Origin of the sequence: Geodermatophilus telluris (assembly GCF_900102745.1) — a bacterium.
Classification (GTDB): Bacteria; Actinomycetota; Actinomycetes; order Mycobacteriales; family Geodermatophilaceae; genus Geodermatophilus; species Geodermatophilus telluris.
Genome location: NZ_FMZF01000007.1, coordinates 38,203 through 55,143 on the forward strand (window position 1 = coordinate 38,203; position 16,941 = coordinate 55,143).

Sequence of the window (16,941 nt, forward strand, 5' to 3'; positions counted from 1 at the left end):
CGACCCCGAGGAGACGCACCGCATGACCGCTCTGCAGAAGAAGGACGTCAACCCCATCGAGCACCTCACGCCCGAGGACGTCGAGCTCATCGGCAAGGAGCTCGACGAGATCCGCCAGGGCGTGATGGACAGCCGCGGCGAGGCCGACGCCCGCTACATCCGCAGGGTCATCGACGTGCACCGCAAGATCGAGCTGGGCAGCCGCGCCGTCCTGCTGGCCTCGGGCTTCCCGCCGGCCTGGATCGCCGGGACGATCGGCCTGTCGATCGCCAAGATCCTCGAGAACATGGAGATCGGGCACAACATCCTCCACGGCCAGTGGGACTGGATGCGCGACCCGAAGATCCACTCCACGACGTGGGAGTGGGACATGGCCAGCCCGGCCGAGCAGTGGAAGCACTCGCACAACGAGCTGCACCACACCTACACGAACGTGATCGGCAAGGACAACGACCTCGGCTACGGCATCATGCGCGTCGACGAGGACCAGCCGTGGACGCCGATGTACCTCGGCCAGCCGCTGTGGAGCTTCATCAACGCCTGCTTCTTCGAGTACGGGATCGCCGCCTACGACCTCGAGCTCGGCGCGGTCATCGCCAAGAAGCAGACCGGCGACCCGGAGTTCCGCCGGCGGGCGAAGCAGGTGCTGGTCAAGATCGGCCGGCAGGTGCGCAAGGACTACCTCATCCACCCGCTGCTGTCGGGCCCGAACTTCGTCTCCACGCTGGCCGCCAACTTCGTGGCCAACATCGTCCGCAACCTCTGGTCGAACTCCGTCATCCTCTGCGGGCACTTCCCCGAGGGCGTGGAGACCTTCGAGAAGAAGTCGATCGACGGCGAGACCCGCGGCGAGTGGTACCTGCGCCAGATGCTCGGCTCGGCCAACATCTCCGGCTCCAAGGCGATGCACACTCTGACCGGCAACCTGTCGCACCAGATCGAGCACCACCTGTTCCCCGACCTGCCGAGCAACCGGTACGCCGAGATCGCCCCGAAGATCCGCGACCTGTTCGAGCGCTACGGCCTGAACTACCACACCGCGCCGCTGCCGCAGCAGGTCGGCTCGGCCTGGCACAAGATCATCCGGCTGTCGCTGCCGAACGGCTGGCTGGAGAACACCACGGCCCGGAACCTGCCCGTGCAGCTGGCCAAGCTGTGGAAGATGACCACCGGCAAGCCGCGGGTCCGCCGCGCTCTCCTCCGGGAGCAGGCCGCGATGGCCGCCGCCGCCGCGTAGAGCTGCCAGACGGAGGGGCCCGGGACGACAGTCGTCGTCCCGGGCCCCTCCGCGTGTCAGCGGCCGGTCAGGGCCGCAGGGCCGGCTGCTCGAAGTTCAGCGCCAGCAGCACCGACGGGTCCGCGACCGGCACCTCCCAGACGCCGCCCGCGCCGTCGGGGTCGACGACCTGCCCCCGGCCGAGGAACGCGGCCACCTGCGTCTGGCCCTGGACGCCGGCGACGGGGAACGTCGCCAGGTCCAGCAGGAAGCCGTGCGGGTTGACGCCGGCCTGCGGGGTGCGGTCGTTGCGGTAGAGGCTGGTCCGCTCCCACAGGTCACCGGCGTCGATGACCGTGTACGACGTCGGGTTGGGCACCGTCCGGTCGCCGAAGGCCACCTGGAAGACCGCCCGCTCCGGCTCGATGAGCGGGCTGAAGGTCTCCGGGCTGCCCGGGCGGGACAGCCAGGTGGACCGGGCGAGGAACTCCTGGATCTCCACCGCACCCGGCACCGTGACCGTCACCGGGCCCTCGCCGCGCAGCGGCAGCTGCTCCTGGAAGTGGTTGCGCGTCGGGTCGTCGCTGTTGAGCAGCCCGGCCGCGGCCAGCGCCTGCTCGGTGAGCGGGCGGAACGCCCCCAGCCGGGCGATCTCGGTGACCGGACCGCCGCCCACGTTGAGCACCGACCGCGTGATCGTCGGGTCGGCCCCGGTGACCATGGTCCCGTAGATGGCGCCGAAGCTCTGGCCGAAGTAGGTGACGCCCGCGCCCCGGAGGTCCACCGACCCGTTGCCGTCGACGTCGCTGCCGCCCAGCGAGCGGACCAGCGTCATGACGTCCGCGGCCGTCTGGCGCAGCGCGTCCCGCGACGACTGGGCCGCTGCCGCACCGGTCGCCGAGGAGCCCTCGGTGCTCTCGACGGTGCCGTTGACGTCCTGGTCGACGCCGCGACCGTAGGCCGGGAGCGTCGTCGTCGGCCCGCCGAGCGGGGTGACCTGCCACTGGCTGCCGGGGCCGTAGCCGTGACCGACGACGTTCGTGGCGACGGTGGCGATCCCGCTGCGCGCGTTCACCACCGCGGCGAGGAAGACGTCCGCCGTGGAGCGGGTGAAGCCGTGGCCGAAGACCGCCGTCGGCCAGCCGCCCGCCGGCGCCTCCCCGGCGGGCAGGACGGCGACGAACGGCAGCCGCTCCGCCGCCACGGGCTCCGGGCCGTCGTCGCGGGTCGGGGTCTGCTCGATGGTGACGTCGTCGCGCAGCCACGACGGCGCCTCGAAGGAGCCGAAGACGACCCGGCCGCCGGTCGCCGCCTGGGGCACGACCACCGGGGTGGTGGTGTCGGCGCCGCTCACCGCGGTGTCCTGGACCAGGGAGACACCGAGGCCGGCGGCCGGGAAGACGCCGTCCACCTGCAGGCCGGGCGTGATGCCGAGGTCGGCGAAGGCGGCGCCGCTGTCGATCTGCTCCCGCAGGTCGAGCAGGCCGTCGGGGGCGCTCATGGTGGTGAAGGTGTCCTCGAGCGGCCGGTGACCCGGGCCGTCGGCCACCCGCAACCGGTAGGTGGTGGCCGGCGCCAGCTGCTCGGCCGGGTGCGCGTAGAGGACCTTCGTCGAGGGGTCCCAGACGACGCGGTCGACGCCGGTGCGCTCCCCGTCGGGGCCCTCGACGGTGATGCCGGCAGCCGCCTGCGCCGGGTCGACCGGGCGGGTGAACCGGACGGCGATCCGCGGGTCGAGGTCGAAGCCGTCGAGCTGGTTGAGCTGCTGCACCAGACCGCAGGACACCGGGGCGCCGCAGTCGCGGGTGGGCAGCGCGACGCGGCGGCCGGTGACCTGGCCGGGGTCGGCGACGGTGAGCGAGTCGGAGGGGAACACCGAGACGGGCGTGGGCCGCGGCGGGGCGGCCAGGGCGGGGGGCGCGGCGACCGCGAACGCGGTCGTCAGGGTGAGCGCGCCGACGACCGACGAGGTCGCCCGCTGCCAGCGTCGTTGCTGCACAGGCTTCTCCAAGCTGGGGGGAGGGACACCTCTTCGTAGACGACGGTGGTCCGCATCACAAGGCCGAGGTGTTGCACCGCAGGTGGGACGCCCGACCGGCTGTCGCGCTCCACGTGGAGCACCGTGGGAGGGATGCCGGACACGGCGAGGGGCCCGGGACCGTCGCGGTCCTGGGCCCCTCGGTCGTGGCTCGGTCGGTCGGCCGTGTCTCCGTCGGCCGGATCTCAGTTGGCCATGTCGACGAAGCGGCTGTAGTGGCCCTGGAAGGCGACCGTCACGTTCGCGGTCGGGCCGTTGCGGTGCTTGACCAGCATGATGTCGGCCTCGCCCGCCCGCGGGCTCTCCTTCTCGTACATGTCCTCGCGGTGGATCATCATGACCATGTCGGCGTCCTGCTCGATGCTGTTGTGGACGACGATCCCCTCGGCCACGAAGTTGTGGCCGCCGAGCACCGTGGCGTCGTAGACCTCCTCCTCCGCGCCCTGCTCGATGGAGACGACCTCGTCCCACAGCAGGTCGTTGACCGCCTGCATCTCCAGCTCCGCGTCGCCGAGGATCTCCGCGACCCGGCCGAGCCGCTCCCGGCTGGGCGCGTGCTTCCCCATGGCGCTGCCGCAGAAGGCCGAGCCCATGGCGGCGGCGAAGGCGCGGTGGCTCATGCCCTGCTCGGCCAGGACGTCCCGGACGCGCTCCCAGACCTGGACGGGGATGGTGTCGACGTCCGGGTTGCCCGACGTGGCCCGCACGACCTCCAGCAGCCGCTCGGCAGCCGCCCCGCGGGCGCCGTGGACGCCGATCTCCCCCAGGAAGCGCCGCTGGTCGTCGCAGCCGCTGACGTCGAGGGTCCAGCCGTCGCGGTAGCCGGTCTTGCGCGTCCGGCGGACGCGGCAGGAGATCCCGAAGCGGAGCAGCAGCCGGGAGAGGTCGTCGACGAGCTGCCGGCTGGTGGAGGCGTAGTGGACCCGGCCACCGCGGCCGTCCTTGGTCACCGTGACAGAACCGTCGGTGGCCCACAGGTGCCGGAGGAACAGCGCGATCTGCTTCTTCGGGAGGGAGAAGACGGGCTCGGGCACGAACTTCTCGTGGCTGCGCAGACCGAACAGCCCCAGCTCGTCGAGCCAGGCGGCGATGGGGTTCCGCCGCCCGTGGGTGAGCGGGAACGGCGCCCGCAGCCGCAGCGAGGTGCACCGGGCCGCCGCGTACTCGTCCCGCACGGCCACGACGCCGAAGTGCAGCGCGGCCGTGGTCACCGCCCGCAGGTTCGCCTCGTCGACCGACGCGTAGCGGAGCGGCTGCCGCCTGACGAAGCTGCCGTCACCGATCAGGTGGGCCAGCAGCACCACCTTCTCGTCCTCCCACACCGTCATCCGGTCGGGCGCCGGCACGTGCCGCGGGACCGCGATGCGGTCACCGGGCGCCAGCTCACCGAGCGGCCGGAAGCCGTCGTAGGTGAGGAACGGGTGGTTCGCCGTGGCCCGCACCGTCTTGCCGGACGAGGTGGTCAGCTGCAGCACCGGCTTGCGACCGGTCGAGAAGACGTGGGTCAGGTGCCGGCGGACGTAGCGCAGGTTGTCGTCCAGCGCCCAGACGGGGACGTCGGTGGCGCCGCTGGCGAACAGTGCGCCCATCGTCGTCTCGGCGCCGGTGTCGGCCCGGAGGATGCGCGTCTCCGCCGGCAGGCACCCCGACTCGCGGAGGTCGGAGAGCATCGGCTTCTTGTCCTGCCGCTGTTCTGAACCACGGTTCAGCTGGCTCATCGCGATGACCGGGACTTCCAGTTCCTTGGCCAGCAGCTTGAGGGCACGGGAGAACTCCGAGACCTCCTGCTGGCGGCTCTCGACGCGCTTGCCCGAGGTCATCAGCTGGAGGTAGTCGATGACCACCAGCTTGAGGTCGTTGCGCTGCTTGAGCCGCCGCGCCTTGGCCCGGATCTCCATCATCGTCATGTTCGGCGAGTCGTCGATGTAGAGCGGCGCGTCGGCGACCTCGCCCATCCGGCGGGCCAGCTTCGACCAGTCCTCGTCGGACAGCGTGCCCGCGCGCATGTGGTGCAGCGGCACCTTCGCCTCGGCCGACAGCAGACGCATGGTGATCTCGTGCTTGCTCATCTCGAGCGAGAAGATGACGGCGGGCATGTGGTGCTTGACCGTTGCCGACCGCGCGATGTCGAGCCCCAGCGTCGAGTTGTGCGTGGGGACGAAGCTCCGGCCGGCGAGGAACAGGGAGTCGGCGGCGTCCACCTGGATGCACCGCACCGGCACGCTGGCGACCGGCCGGACGTCGGTGACGAAACGGACGCCGCGGGCGGTGTAGGTGCGCGCGCCACGCTCCTTGTGCACGAGCTTCTTGCGCTCGAGCCGGAAGACCTCGTCGTCCGTGCTGAACGTCAGCGTGTAGCAGGTGGAGGACGCCTCGGACCGGCCGCGGACCCGCTTCGTGCTCAGCCTGACCCGGTGCCCGAGGCCGGCGATCAGCTCGCGGGCGTCCTCGGCCAGCCGGCGGTTCGTGACGGCGAACTGGACGGCCCCACCCTGCGTGACGGTGCCGTCGGTGTCGAGCAGGCCGGCCAGCAGCGCCCGCCGCTGGGTCACCGACGCCCGCTGGTACGCGGTGGGGATGTGCTTGTCGCCCAGCACGCCCAGGGTGCGCAGCAGGCCCTGCACGGTGCCGTGGTCGTCCCGGCAGGCCTGGCACTGCGCCGTGCCGGACGAGGGACCGCCGCAGTCGGGGCAGGTCGCGTCGCGCCCCACCCCGCCGCTCGCGCGCAGCCGGCCACCACAGGTCTTGCCGCAGGTCTGGACCTGCGAGGTCCGCGGGACGAACAGCTCGCCGCACATCGGGCACGGCCGCTCGGCCGGTGCCGGACGGGCCGGCAGGCGCAGCGCGTAGCGCCGGTCGACACCGGTCGGGACGACCACCAGGCCCTCGGCCTCGATGTAGGCCGCGATCTCGGGGTCGGCGCTGGTGTAGTGCGCCGCCGCGGACGTCCCGTCGCCCAGCCACACGCCGAGCGCGTACGGCGGCACGGGCAGGTCGGCGGCCGGCAGGTCCAGGGGCGCGGCGTTCACCACGGCGTGGTTGAGCCGCCGGTCGGCCGTCGCGCAGTGGACCGTGCGGGCCAGCTCCTCGGTGGTCCGGACCCGGGCCTCACCCCGCTCGCCCAGCCGGCGCGCGGCGCGGTCGGTGGTGACCCACTGGTGCCGGGCGTCGGCGACGATCACCGTGCCGTCGGAGAAGTGCACCTCGTAGCAGGGCCGGTCGGTCAGCACGTCGGTGGCGGCGACGACCGTGGTGGGGCGCCCGTCGGCACCGAGCACCCGGTCACCGACCCCGACCTCGCCCATCGTCGTCCACCCCGTGGGGGTGGCGATCGGGGTGTCGAGCGCCAGCGCCTTGCCCACACCGGGACGGGCGGCGATGACGACCATCTGGCCGGCCTGCAGGCCGTTGGTGAGCTCGTCGAGGTCGCGGATGCCGGTGGGCACGCCGCGGGCGGTGCCGCCGCGGGAGGCGATGGCGTCGAGCTCGTCCATCGTGGGCTGCAGGACGTCCTCGAGGCGCGAGTAGTCCTCGCTCATGCGCTTCTCGGTGACGTCGTAGATCTCCTGCTAAGCGCGGTCGACGATGTCGTCGACGTCGCCCCGCCCGCCGGCCGCGCCGTAGCCGAGCTGGACCACGCGGGTGCCGGCCTCCACCAGCCGCCGCAGCACCGCCTGCTCGGCGACGATGGCCGCGTAGTAGCCGGCGTTCGCCGCGGTCGGCGTGGAGGCGATGAGCGTGTGCAGGTAGACCGCACCGCCCATCTTCGACAGCTGGTCGGTGCGGTTGAGCTCCGCGGCGACGGTGATCGCGTCGGCCGGCTCGCCCCGCCCGTACAGGTCGAGGATGCAGTCGAAGATCACCTGGTGCGCCGGCCGGTAGAAGTCGTTGCCGTGCAGCACCTCGACGACGTCGGCGATCGCGTCCTTGCTCAGCAGCATGCCGCCGAGCACCGACTGCTCCGCCGCGACGTCCTGCGGCGGCTGCCGGTCGTACTCCGGCGCCGTCGGGGACGGCCGGCTGAACTCGTCGGCCACCGCCACGGGAGGTCCTCCTTCTCTCCACCGGCGCACCCGCAGACAGACCCCGGCCACTGGCCGGGGTCCGGTGGGGGAAGCACCAGGACTGCTGGAACGCTCTCGAACGCCTGTTCGAGCCTGAGGCTAGGGCGGGGGACCGACAGAACCGGTCCGTCCACCCGCCGTCAGCGACGGTAGGGAGCGCGGGGGACGGCGTCCAACACCGCTGTGGGGCGCGTTCTGCACAACTTGTGGACAAGTCGGTGGACACACGCGTGTCGACATGTGGAGACGGCAGGGGACCGACCGCGCCGTCCGTCCCCACCGCGGCGCTGACCTGCGCAGAGGCCACCCACCGGGTGTGGACGGGAGAAAGTCCGCGAGAACCCGTGGTGTCGCGCACCGGCGTGTCGCGGGTCGCAGCACACCCGTCCCTGCGGTCACACGTCCACAGGGCGGGGGACGGGCCGGAGGAACCGCCGGTCGTCGACCTGCGGTGGTCTCCGGGCGCCGGAGACGACGCCGGGTCGACACGTGGTGCAGGCCCGGGCGGCCACGCCGTCCACCGGGCCCGGAGACGCCGAGAGGGGCGCCGGACGGGTGTCCGACGCCCCTCTCGGGCGGTACGGCGGCGACCGGGTGGTCGCCCGCGCTCAGCCGGCGACGACCTCGATCGGCAGCTGGCTGGTGACCTCGGGGTGCACCCGCACGGTGACGGTGTGCCGGCCCGTGGTCTTGATGCTGCTGGGCAGCTCCACCCGGCGGCGGTCGAGCTCCGGGCCACCGGCGGCGGTCACGGCGTTGACGACGTCGGCGGTGGTGACCCGGCCGAACAGGCGGCCGCCCGCACCGGCACGGGCCGGCACGCGGACGGTCAGGCCCTGCAGGCGGCCGGCCACGGCCTGGGCCTCCTCGAGCGAGCGCACCTCGCGGGCGGCACGCGCCCGCCGCAGGGACTCGACCTGCTTCGCGGCACCGCGGGTGGCCACGATGGCCAGGCCGCGGGGCAGGAGGTAGTTGCGGGCGTACCCGCCCTTGACCTCCACCGTGTCACCGGAGGACCCGAGACCGGTGACCTCCTGCGTCAGGATCAGCTTCTGGGTGCTCATGGTCAGCGCGCCGTCGAGGTGTAGGGCAGCAGGGCCATCTCACGGCTGTTCTTCACGGCCGTGGCGACGTCCCGCTGGTGCTGGCTGCAGTTGCCGCTCACGCGGCGGGCACGGATCTTGCCGCGGTCGGAGATGAACTTCCGCAGCAGGGTCGTGTCCTTGTAGTCGATGTAGGTCGCCTTGTCCTTGCAGAACTGGCAGACCTTCTTCTTGGGCTTGCGCACGGGGGGCTTGGGCACTGGGTTCTCCAGGTACGGCTAGGTCGGGGTGTGGACTAGAACGGGGGCTCGTCGGACGGGCCGGCGGGCGTCGACCACGGGTCGCTCGCGCCGCCGCCACCACCGCCACCGAAGCCGCCACCGCCGCCGCCGAAGCCGCCGCCACCCTCACCGCGGGAGGCCTTGGTGACCTTCGCGGTGGCGTAGCGCAGCGAGGGGCCGATCTCGTCGACCTCGAGCTCGACGACGGTGCGCTTCTCGCCCTCCTTGGTCTCGAACGAGCGCTGCTTGAGCCGCCCCGAGACGATGACCCGCGAGCCGCGGGTGAGGGACTCGGCGACGTTCTCCGCCGCCTGCCGCCAGACGTTGCAGCGGAGGAAGAGCGCCTCGCCGTCCTTCCACTCCTGCGACTGCCGGTCGAAGGTGCGCGGCGTCGAGGCGACCGTGAAGTTGGCGACCGCGGCCCCCGACGGCGTGAACCGCAGCTCCGGGTCGGAGGTCAGGTTGCCGATGACGGTGATGACGGTCTCGCCGGCCATGCTCAGTGGACCTCGGGCCGCATGAGCTTGGTGCGCAGCACCGACTCGTTCAGGTTGAGCTGGCGGTCGAGCTCGGCGACCGCGGCGGGCTCGGCCTGGATGTCGACGACCGCGTAGATGCCCTCGACGTTCTTCTTGATCTCGTAGGCCAGGCGGCGCCGGCCCCAGATGTCGGTCTTGACGGTGCCACCGGAGTTGGTGACGACGGTCAAGAACCGGTCGAGGGAGGGAGCGATGGTGCGCTCCTCCAGGTCGGGGTCGAGGATGACCATCAGTTCGTAGTGACGCACGGAGAACCCCACCTCCTCTGGTCTGCGGCGGCTGCAGGACGTCTGCAGCAGGAGGGTCGTACACGCGTCGCGCGCCCGGTCCCGCCGACGACGGCGGGCGGACGCGCGGTCCCAGGCTACCAGCGCCGCAGGCTGGGGACGCCGGCCGTGCCTGACTACCGTCGCCGGTGTGAGCACGCACCCGATCGGCGTCCACGTCGGACCCGGCCTGACCGAGGACAACGCGCTCGACGCCGGCGGCCCGCTGGCCCGGGCCGCCGAGATGGACGCCGACGGCGTGCAGGTCTTCCTCGGCGACCCGCAGGGCTGGAAGGCCCCGCCGCCGCGGCCCGACGCCGAGGACCTGCTGGCCTCCGACGTCGCCGTCTTCGTGCACGCGCCCTACGTGCTCAACGTGGCCTCGACGAACAACCGGATCCGCATCCCGAGCCGCAAGAACCTCGCCGTCCACGCGCGGGCGTCAGCGGCGATCGGGGCGCGGGGCATGGTGGTGCACGGCGGGCACGTGCTGGCGAAGGACGACCCGGCCGCGGGCTTCGACAACTGGCGCAAGACCTTCGTCCGGCAGGCCGAGGAGGGCGGCTTCCCACTGCCGCTGCTCATCGAGAACACCGCCGGCGGGGAGAACGCGATGGCCCGCGAGCTCGGTGCGGTGGCCCGGCTGTGGGACGCCGTCGGGGAGTTCGGTGCCGGGTTCGTGCTCGACACCTGCCACGCCTGGGCCGCCGGCTGGGACCTCGCGACCGCCGTCGACGACGTCCGCGCCGTCACCGGCCGCGTCGACCTGGTGCACCTGAACAACAGCCGTGACCCGGCGGGCTCGGGCCGCGACCGGCACGCGCCGCTCACGGGCGGGGAGATCCCACTGGAGCTGCTGCTGGAGGTGGCCCGCGCCGCCGACTGCCCGGTCGTGCTGGAGACGCCGGGCGACGCGGCCGCGCACGCCGAGGAGGTGCAGCTGGTGCGCGAGGCCCTGTCCCGGGCGTAGCGGCCGCTAGGCGTGGACCCGCCCGCGCAGCACCACGCGGTCCTCGGCGCCGTCCAGGGGGCCGCCGGCGGGGTCGTCGACGCCGGGCCAGGTGGTGCGGACGTCGTCGCCGTCGGGGTGCCACACGTCGCGGACGACCAGCGCCACCAGCACGAGGACGGCGACGTCGCGGACGCCGACCGCGAGGAAGAACCACTCGGTGCCCACGCCGCGGGCGTCCGCCCCGAGGTACCAGAGCATCCGCACCCCCCACAGCACCGCCTCGGTGGCCTGCCAGGCCAGCAGCGAGCGCCACCGCGGCCGGGCGAGCACCGCCAGGGGCAGCAGCCACAGCGAGTACTGCGGGCTCCACACCTTGGTCACCAGCAGGAAGCCGGCGACCAGCAGGAACGCCACCTGGCCCACCCGCGGGCGCACCGGCGCGCGCAGCACCAGCCAGCCCAAGGCGGCGAACACCGCGAGCACGCAGACCGCGACCAGGGCGTTGAGCACCACCGGCGCCTCGCCCTCGGCGAGCGGGCCGTCGAGCAGCGTCCCGCCCGAGGCGGTGATGAGCAGGTTCCAGACCGTGTCCGGGTCGGCCGGGCGGGTGCTGTTGAGCCGGAAGAACAGCGACCAGTTCTCCGGCGCGAGCAGCGCCACCGGCACGTCGACGGCGAGCCAGGCCGCCGCCGCCGCGAGCGCGGCCCGCAGCCACACCCGCAGCCGGCCCGCGCGCAGGCAGAGCAGGAACAGCGCGCCGAGCAGCAGCACCGGGAACAGCTTCGCGGCGGTGCCCAGGCCCAGCAGGACGCCGGCGAGCACCGGCCGGTCGCGGGCCCACGCCCACAGCCCGCAGGCGGCCAGTGCCACGGCGAACAGGTCCCAGTTGGTGAACGCGTGCACGAGGAGCAGCGGCGAGAGGCCGACCAGCGCGGCGTCCCACGGCCGGTGGCCGCTGGTGCCCAGCACGGCCCGGGTGGTGACCAGCGCGCACAGGCTCAGCAGCAGGCAGGTGGCCACGTAGTAGGCCTGCACCGGCGGCACCTGGGGCAGCAGCCCGGCCGCCGCGGCCAGGTCGCCGTAGCTGCGGGCGAGCAGCGCCGCGAGCGCCATGAAGGCGCCGGTGAGCACCGGGTACTCGACGGCGGAGTCGAGGTAGGGCAGCGCGCCGCCGTCGAGTCCGTGGATGCCGAACAGCGGGACGGTGTCGGAGTAGCAGAAGTGCGTGTACTGCACCGAGCCCGCCCAGTTGCCGTCGGCGCACGGCGACTGCTTGAGCCAGGCCAGCGCGAGCACACCGGTGCTGAACAGCAGGCAGACCCGCAGCGGCGTCCAGAACAGCGCCCGCCCGGTCACCGCGTGGCGTCCCCAGGGGCCGCCCACGGCCTCGCTGGCCTGCGCGGCGACCGGGTCGGTCCAGGTGGGCACCACGCGGTCGGGCCGCCGGGCGGCGAGGGCGGCGGACGGGTCCGCAGACGCCGCGGGCCCGTCCGCCGGCGAGGGTGCCGGGGCGGACGGGCCCGTGGGGGAGGAGCTCACCCGGTCAGTGTGCCGGGCGTCCGGCGTCAGCCGGTCGGCTGCGCCTGCTGGGTCGGCGCGGGCGAGCCGTTGCCGTTGCCGTTGCCGTCGCCGGGCTGGCCGCCCTGCGGCGGGACCACCCCGTCGGTCGGCGGTCCCGTCACCGGGGCCGGCGGCGTCGTCGTCGGCGCGGGCGCCGGCACCGGGGCCTCGGTGGTCGGCGGCGGGGCCTCCGTCGTCACCGGGGCCTCGGTCGTCGGCGGGGCCTGCGTCGGCGGCGCGGTGGTGGTGGGGGCCGCCGTCTCCGGGGCCGGCACGCCGTTGCCCGTGTCGCCGCGGATGCGCGGCGAGTTGGGCAGGTCCTCCTCCGGCGTGCCCTCCAGCACGGTGTCCATGAACTGCTGCCAGATCGCGCCGGGCAGGCCCGAGCCGTAGATGATCGCGTCGTCGGAGTTCACGATCGGCTCGCGGCCGTCGGTGCCCATCCACACCGCCGCCGAGATCGACGGGGTGTAGCCGACCATCCAGGCGTCGGAGTTGTCGTCGGCGTTGAGGCCCTGGGTACCGGTCTTGCTGGCCACCTCGCGGCCGCCGTCGAGCGCCCGGCGGGAGTACTGCGCGACGCCCTCGAGGGCGAAGGTGACGTCGTTGGCGACCTCCGGCCGCAGCACCTGCTCGCCGCTCTCGCCGCCGTACTCCAGCAGCACCGCACCCTCGGTGTCGGTGACCCGGCTGACGAAGTACGGGTCGCGGTGGGTGCCGCCGTTGGCGAAGGTGGCGAAGCCGACGGCCTGGTCGATCGGGCGCATCTCGTACTCGCCGATGCCGATGGCCGAGCCGGTGAAGCCGTCGCCGTTGGCCAGCGTGGTGCTGTTCTCGAGCGGGCCGCCCTGCCAGGTGTCGGGCAGGCCGGTGGCCGCCAGCGCCGTCCCGCGCACGTTCTCCGGGCCGACCTCGTAGGCCAGGCCGTAGAAGGTGGTGTTCAGCGAGCGGGTCATCGCCTCCACCAGGGTGCACGCCCCGCAGGAGACGCCCCCGGAGTTGCGCACCGGGGCCTCGCGGTCGGGGAAGGTCTGCGGCGAGCTGCCGTCGCGGCGGGCGTTGACGCCGATGCCCTGGTCCAGGGCGGTGGCCAGCACGTAGGGCTTCATCGAGGAGCCGGGCTGGCGCTGCGCCTGCGCGTAGTCGTTGCCCGTGCCGCTCGTCCCGCCGTAGTAGGCGCGGACGGCGCCGGTGCGCGGGTCGACGGCGACCAGGGCCTGCCGCAGGTTGTCCGGCTGGCCGTCCATGACGTCGCCGACCGCGGTCACCGCGGCGTCCTGCGCGGCCTTGTCCACCGTGGTGACGATCCGCAGGCCGCCGGCGAGCAGCTGCTGGTCGGTGTAGCCCTTGGCCCGCAGCTCGTCGATCGCCTGCTGCACGACGAGGCCCTCGGGCCCGGACGGGATGCCCTGCGTGGAGCCCTCGGGCCGCGGCTGCACCGGCGGGAAGACCGAGGCGTCGCGCTCCTCCTGGGTCATCCAGCCCTCCTCGACCATCGCGTCGAGGACCAGGCCCCAGCGGTCCTGCGCGCCCTCGGGGTTGGCCTCGGGGTCGTAGGAGCTGGGGCTGCGGACGAGGACGGCGAGGACGGCGCCCTGCTGCGCGGTCAGCTGCGCGGCCGGGACGCCGAAGAAGGTGGTCGCCGCGGCCTCGATGCCGTAGGCGCCGCGGCCGAAGTAGATGGTGTTGAGGTAGTTCTCGAGGATCTCGTCCTTCGAGTACTCGTTGTCCAGCTTGACCGCCAGGAAGAGCTCCTGGAACTTGCGGCTGAACGTCTGGTCCGAGGTCAGGAACGCGTTCTTGACGTACTGCTGGGTGATCGTCGAGCCACCCTGCGTCGAGCCGCCGGTGAGGTTGTTCCACGCGGCGCGGACGATGCCGGTGAAGGAGATGCCGGGGTCGGAGTAGAAGTTCCGGTTCTCCGCGGCCAGCACCGCCTCGCGGGCGGGCTCCGACACCTGGTCCAGCGCCACGTTGGTGCGGTTGGTGTCGCCGAGGCGGCCCATCTCGGTGGTGCCGTCGGCGTAGTAGACGACGGTGGTCTGCGCGTTCGACACCGAGTCGGGGTCGGGCACCTCGGTGGTGGCGTAGACGACGCCGACGAAGACGCCGAGCAGCACGAAGAGCCCGAGCAGCGAGGCCAGCGCGATCTTCAGGCCGCGGCGGCGCCGCTGCTTCTTCGTCCGGCCGTTCTTGCCAGCGGCGGGGCGCGGCCCGGCGGGCCGGGAGCCGGCGGGGCGGGAGCCACCCGGGCGGCCCGCGGCCGCACGGGCCCGGTCGGTGGGGGGACGGCGGCCGCCGCTCCCCCCGGAGCCGCGGCCGCTCGTCGGTCGCCGGTCGGGGCCCTGCGGCCCGACCGGCGTGGTCTCGTCGTGGGGAGGCACCAGGCAGCCCCTCCTCGGTAGTCGGTGGGCGGGACGGGGTCCCGCCCAGCGTGGCGTTCTCGGGTGTGTGCACCCGGGAGGACGCGCGTGGGCGCCGTCCGCCCGGGACGGGTGTGACGGACGGGTCCGGCGGTCACCCGCCGGTCCGCCGGCCGGTCAGTCGGTGACCGCGCGGCGGCGTGCCCGTCGCGGCTGGCGACCGGGTGCCGGCTCGGTCCCCAGGACGTAGGAGGAGTCCAGGTGGTTCCAGCCGCAGGCCCGGCACACCTCGACGGTGTAGACGGAGAACTCCTCCTGCGCGGCGTCCATCCGGGCGAGCTCGGCGTCGGTCTTCGCCTGCCCCGACACGTGTCCGAGCGACTCGCCGTAGACGTAGTTCACCAGCGCGAGGCGCTCCCGGCGGCAGACCGGGCAGGGGACGTCGGTGGCCCGGCCGTGGTACCTCGCCGCGCGGGTCAGGTACGGGCTGGCGTCACAGACCTCGGAGAGCCCGGTGCGCCCGGACTGCACGTCCGCGAGGACGGCTCGCCGCTGCAGCGAGTAGTCCACGACGGATCGACGTCCGGGCACGGCCGCCAATGTACGCAGGTCCGCCACCCCCGGGGCCGCTGCGACGCCGGGACGGGGGGTCACCCGGGCGGGTGCGAGCGGCGCCGAGTTGCGGCTCCGTTCACCCCCCGATGTATCGTCCCGATACATCGACCGGCAGGAGAGGCTGGGGGCGAGGTGCTCGAGTTCGCCATCCTGGGACTGCTGCAACAGTCGCCCATGCACGGGTACGAGCTGCGCAAACAGCTCGCCGAGGTGCTCGGTGGCCTGCGCAGCATCTCCTACGGCTCGCTGTACCCCGCACTCAAGCGGTTGCACGCCGCCGGGCTCGTCAGCACCGACGAGCCCGACCGTCGGGCACCGCTGCCGGCCGACGCACCGCCGCTGACCGGACGGCGCGGGAAGGTGGTCTACACGATCACCGCGGAGGGCAAGGAACGGTTCGCGGAGCTGGTCAGCCAGGCCGGCCCCGAGGCCTACGACGACGGCAGGCTCTTCGGCGTCCACCTCGCCTTCTTCCGGCACACCGCCGCCGACGTGCGGCTGCGCATCCTGGAGGGGCGCCGCCGCACGGTCGAACGGCAGCGCGACGGCCTGCGGTCCTCACTGGCGCGGACCCGGGAACGGCTCGACCGCTACACGCTGGAACTGCAGCGCCACGGACTCGACTCGGTCGACCGGGAGGTGCGCTGGCTGTCCGAGCTCATCGACAGCGAGCGCCGCGACCCGGGAGAGCAGACCGGCGGGGACGCGGAGCCGCCGTCCCGCACCGACTGACCCGCACCGACCGACCCGCACCACCGCGGGGCACCACCGGCTGTCCGGCCCGCCGCCAGCCACCGCCAGGACCGAACGGTCCGCAGTGAGGACCACCCGGTCCAGGGATGAAGGGAAGACCATGGGAGCTGTCAAGGTCGCCATCGTCGGCGTCGGCAACTGCGCCGCGTCGCTGGTGCAGGGCGTGCACTACTACCGGGACGCCGACGAGACCACCTCGGTCCCGGGCCTCATGCACGTGCGCTTCGGCGAGTACCACGTGTCCGACGTGGAGTTCGTGGCCGCGTTCGACGTCGACGCCAAGAAGGTCGGCCGCGACCTCTCCGAGGCCATCGTCGCCAGCGAGAACAACACGATCCGGATCACCGACGTCCCGCCGCTGGGCGTCACCGTGCAGCGCGGCACCACCCTCGACGGCCTGGGCAAGTACTACCGGGCCACGATCGAGGAGTCCGACGAGCAGCCGGTCGACGTCGTGGCCGCCCTCCGCGAGTCCGGCGCCGACGTCCTCGTCTGCTACCTGCCCGTCGGCTCGCAGCAGGCCGCCGAGTTCTACGCGCAGGCCGCCCTCGACGCCGGCGTCGCGTTCGTCAACGCGCTGCCGGTGTTCATCGCCGGGACCCCGGAGTGGGCGGACAAGTTCACCGCCGCCGGTGTCCCGATCGTCGGCGACGACATCAAGAGCCAGGTCGGCGCGACCATCACCCACCGGGTGCTGGCCAAGCTGTTCGAGGACCGCGGCGTGCAGCTCGACCGCACGATGCAGCTCAACGTCGGCGGCAACATGGACTTCAAGAACATGCTCGAGCGCGAGCGCCTGGAGTCGAAGAAGATCTCCAAGACCCAGGCCGTGACCAGCCAGGTCGACCGGGACATGGGCACCGACAACGTGCACATCGGCCCGTCGGACCACGTGCCGTGGCTCTCGGACCGCAAGTGGGCCTACGTCCGGCTCGAGGGCCGCGCGTTCGGCGACGTCCCGCTGAACCTGGAGTACAAGCTCGAGGTCTGGGACTCGCCCAACTCGGCGGGCATCATCATCGACGCCGTCCGGGCCGCGAAGATCGCCAAGGACCGCGGCATCGGCGGCCCGATCCTGTCGGCGTCGTCGTACTTCATGAAGTCGCCGCCGGTGCAGTACAGCGACAGCGAGGCCCGCGACGCCGTCGAGGCCTTCATCCGCGGCGAGGTCGAGCGCTGAGCGCACGCTGAGCGCACCTGACAGGGCCCGTCCTCCGATCCGGAGGGCGGGCCCTGCCACGTCTGCGGGTG

Annotated in this window: 14 protein-coding genes; 4 read left to right on the forward strand and 10 right to left on the reverse strand. The window is 73.1% G+C overall.

From position 1 onward, the window contains the following. Nucleotides 1–22 precede the first annotated feature (22 nt). The gene (locus BLQ97_RS19880; RefSeq protein WP_091368082.1) at nucleotides 23–1,237 is read left to right on the forward strand and encodes a fatty acid desaturase family protein; all 1,215 of its coding nucleotides are present in this window, start codon (nucleotides 23–25) and stop codon (nucleotides 1,235–1,237) included. Between the two features lie 67 nt (nucleotides 1,238–1,304). On the opposite strand, the gene BLQ97_RS19885 is transcribed toward BLQ97_RS19880, so the two are convergent. The 7 genes from BLQ97_RS19885 to rpsF form a co-directional block, all read right to left on the reverse strand. Then, a complete protein-coding gene (locus BLQ97_RS19885; RefSeq protein ID WP_091368085.1) occupies nucleotides 1,305–3,215 on the reverse strand; it encodes an Ig-like domain-containing protein in 1,911 nt (636 codons plus the stop codon). A gap of 224 nt (nucleotides 3,216–3,439) precedes the next feature. After that, nucleotides 3,440–6,817 carry a replicative DNA helicase gene (locus BLQ97_RS19890; protein WP_281181456.1) on the reverse strand — a complete coding sequence of 1,126 codons (3,378 nt, stop codon included), beginning with the start codon at nucleotides 6,815–6,817 and terminating at the stop codon, nucleotides 3,440–3,442. A gap of 6 nt (nucleotides 6,818–6,823) precedes the next feature. After that, nucleotides 6,824–7,297, reverse strand: a complete 474-nt coding sequence (locus BLQ97_RS24055) for a DnaB-like helicase N-terminal domain-containing protein (protein ID WP_245692511.1) — start codon at nucleotides 7,295–7,297, stop codon at nucleotides 6,824–6,826. 629 nt (nucleotides 7,298–7,926) lie between these two features. Beyond that, entirely contained in the window at nucleotides 7,927–8,382 is a 456-nt protein-coding gene (gene rplI / locus BLQ97_RS19895) for a 50S ribosomal protein L9 (RefSeq protein WP_091368089.1), read from the reverse strand. A gap of 2 nt (nucleotides 8,383–8,384) precedes the next feature. Continuing rightward, the gene (gene rpsR, locus BLQ97_RS19900) at nucleotides 8,385–8,621 is read right to left on the reverse strand and encodes a 30S ribosomal protein S18 (RefSeq protein WP_073422051.1); all 237 of its coding nucleotides are present in this window, start codon (nucleotides 8,619–8,621) and stop codon (nucleotides 8,385–8,387) included. A 35-nt stretch (nucleotides 8,622–8,656) separates the two neighbouring features. Further along, nucleotides 8,657–9,139 (reverse strand): single-stranded DNA-binding protein, encoded by a 483-nt coding sequence (locus BLQ97_RS19905; RefSeq protein WP_091368092.1) that lies wholly within the window; start codon nucleotides 9,137–9,139, stop codon nucleotides 8,657–8,659. Between the two features lie 2 nt (nucleotides 9,140–9,141). Continuing rightward, on the reverse strand, nucleotides 9,142–9,429 hold the full coding sequence (rpsF, locus tag BLQ97_RS19910) for a 30S ribosomal protein S6 (RefSeq protein ID WP_091368614.1): 288 nt from the start codon (nucleotides 9,427–9,429) through the stop codon (nucleotides 9,142–9,144). A 169-nt stretch (nucleotides 9,430–9,598) separates the two neighbouring features. On the opposite strand from rpsF, the gene BLQ97_RS19915 reads away from it, so the two are divergent. Then, the gene (locus BLQ97_RS19915; protein WP_091368095.1) at nucleotides 9,599–10,417 is read left to right on the forward strand and encodes a deoxyribonuclease IV; all 819 of its coding nucleotides are present in this window, start codon (nucleotides 9,599–9,601) and stop codon (nucleotides 10,415–10,417) included. A 6-nt stretch (nucleotides 10,418–10,423) separates the two neighbouring features. Here BLQ97_RS19915 and BLQ97_RS19920 read toward each other — a convergent pair whose 3' ends face one another. From BLQ97_RS19920 to BLQ97_RS19930, 3 genes are all read right to left on the reverse strand, one after another. Further along, complete coding sequence (locus BLQ97_RS19920; RefSeq protein WP_091368097.1) at nucleotides 10,424–11,938, reverse strand: glycosyltransferase family 87 protein; 1,515 nt, start codon at nucleotides 11,936–11,938, stop codon at nucleotides 10,424–10,426. Nucleotides 11,939–11,964: 26 nt separating this feature from the next. Then, entirely contained in the window at nucleotides 11,965–14,343 is a 2,379-nt protein-coding gene (locus BLQ97_RS19925) for a transglycosylase domain-containing protein (RefSeq protein ID WP_091368100.1), read from the reverse strand. A 156-nt stretch (nucleotides 14,344–14,499) separates the two neighbouring features. Further along, the gene (locus BLQ97_RS19930; RefSeq protein ID WP_245692513.1) at nucleotides 14,500–14,913 is read right to left on the reverse strand and encodes a DUF5318 family protein; all 414 of its coding nucleotides are present in this window, start codon (nucleotides 14,911–14,913) and stop codon (nucleotides 14,500–14,502) included. A 156-nt stretch (nucleotides 14,914–15,069) separates the two neighbouring features. On the opposite strand from BLQ97_RS19930, the gene BLQ97_RS19935 reads away from it, so the two are divergent. Together BLQ97_RS19935 and BLQ97_RS19940 are read left to right on the forward strand one after the other, a co-directional pair. Continuing rightward, entirely contained in the window at nucleotides 15,070–15,669 is a 600-nt protein-coding gene (locus tag BLQ97_RS19935; protein WP_091368104.1) for a PadR family transcriptional regulator, read from the forward strand. A 121-nt stretch (nucleotides 15,670–15,790) separates the two neighbouring features. Then, complete coding sequence (locus BLQ97_RS19940; protein ID WP_091368107.1) at nucleotides 15,791–16,870, forward strand: inositol-3-phosphate synthase; 1,080 nt, start codon at nucleotides 15,791–15,793, stop codon at nucleotides 16,868–16,870. Nucleotides 16,871–16,941: the final 71 nt, after the last annotated feature.

Bases quoted from the DNA above. Each gene is read 5' to 3' on its own strand.
- BLQ97_RS19880 (WP_091368082.1), top strand. From the start codon at position 23: ATGACCGCTCTGCAGAAGAAGGACGTCAACCCCATCGAGCACCTCACG.
- BLQ97_RS19905 (WP_091368092.1), bottom strand. From the start codon at position 9,139: ATGGCCGGCGAGACCGTCATCACCGTCATCGGCAACCTGACCTCCGAC.
- rplI (WP_091368089.1), bottom strand. From the start codon at position 8,382: ATGAGCACCCAGAAGCTGATCCTGACGCAGGAGGTCACCGGTCTCGGG.
- BLQ97_RS19940 (WP_091368107.1), top strand. From the start codon at position 15,791: ATGGGAGCTGTCAAGGTCGCCATCGTCGGCGTCGGCAACTGCGCCGCG.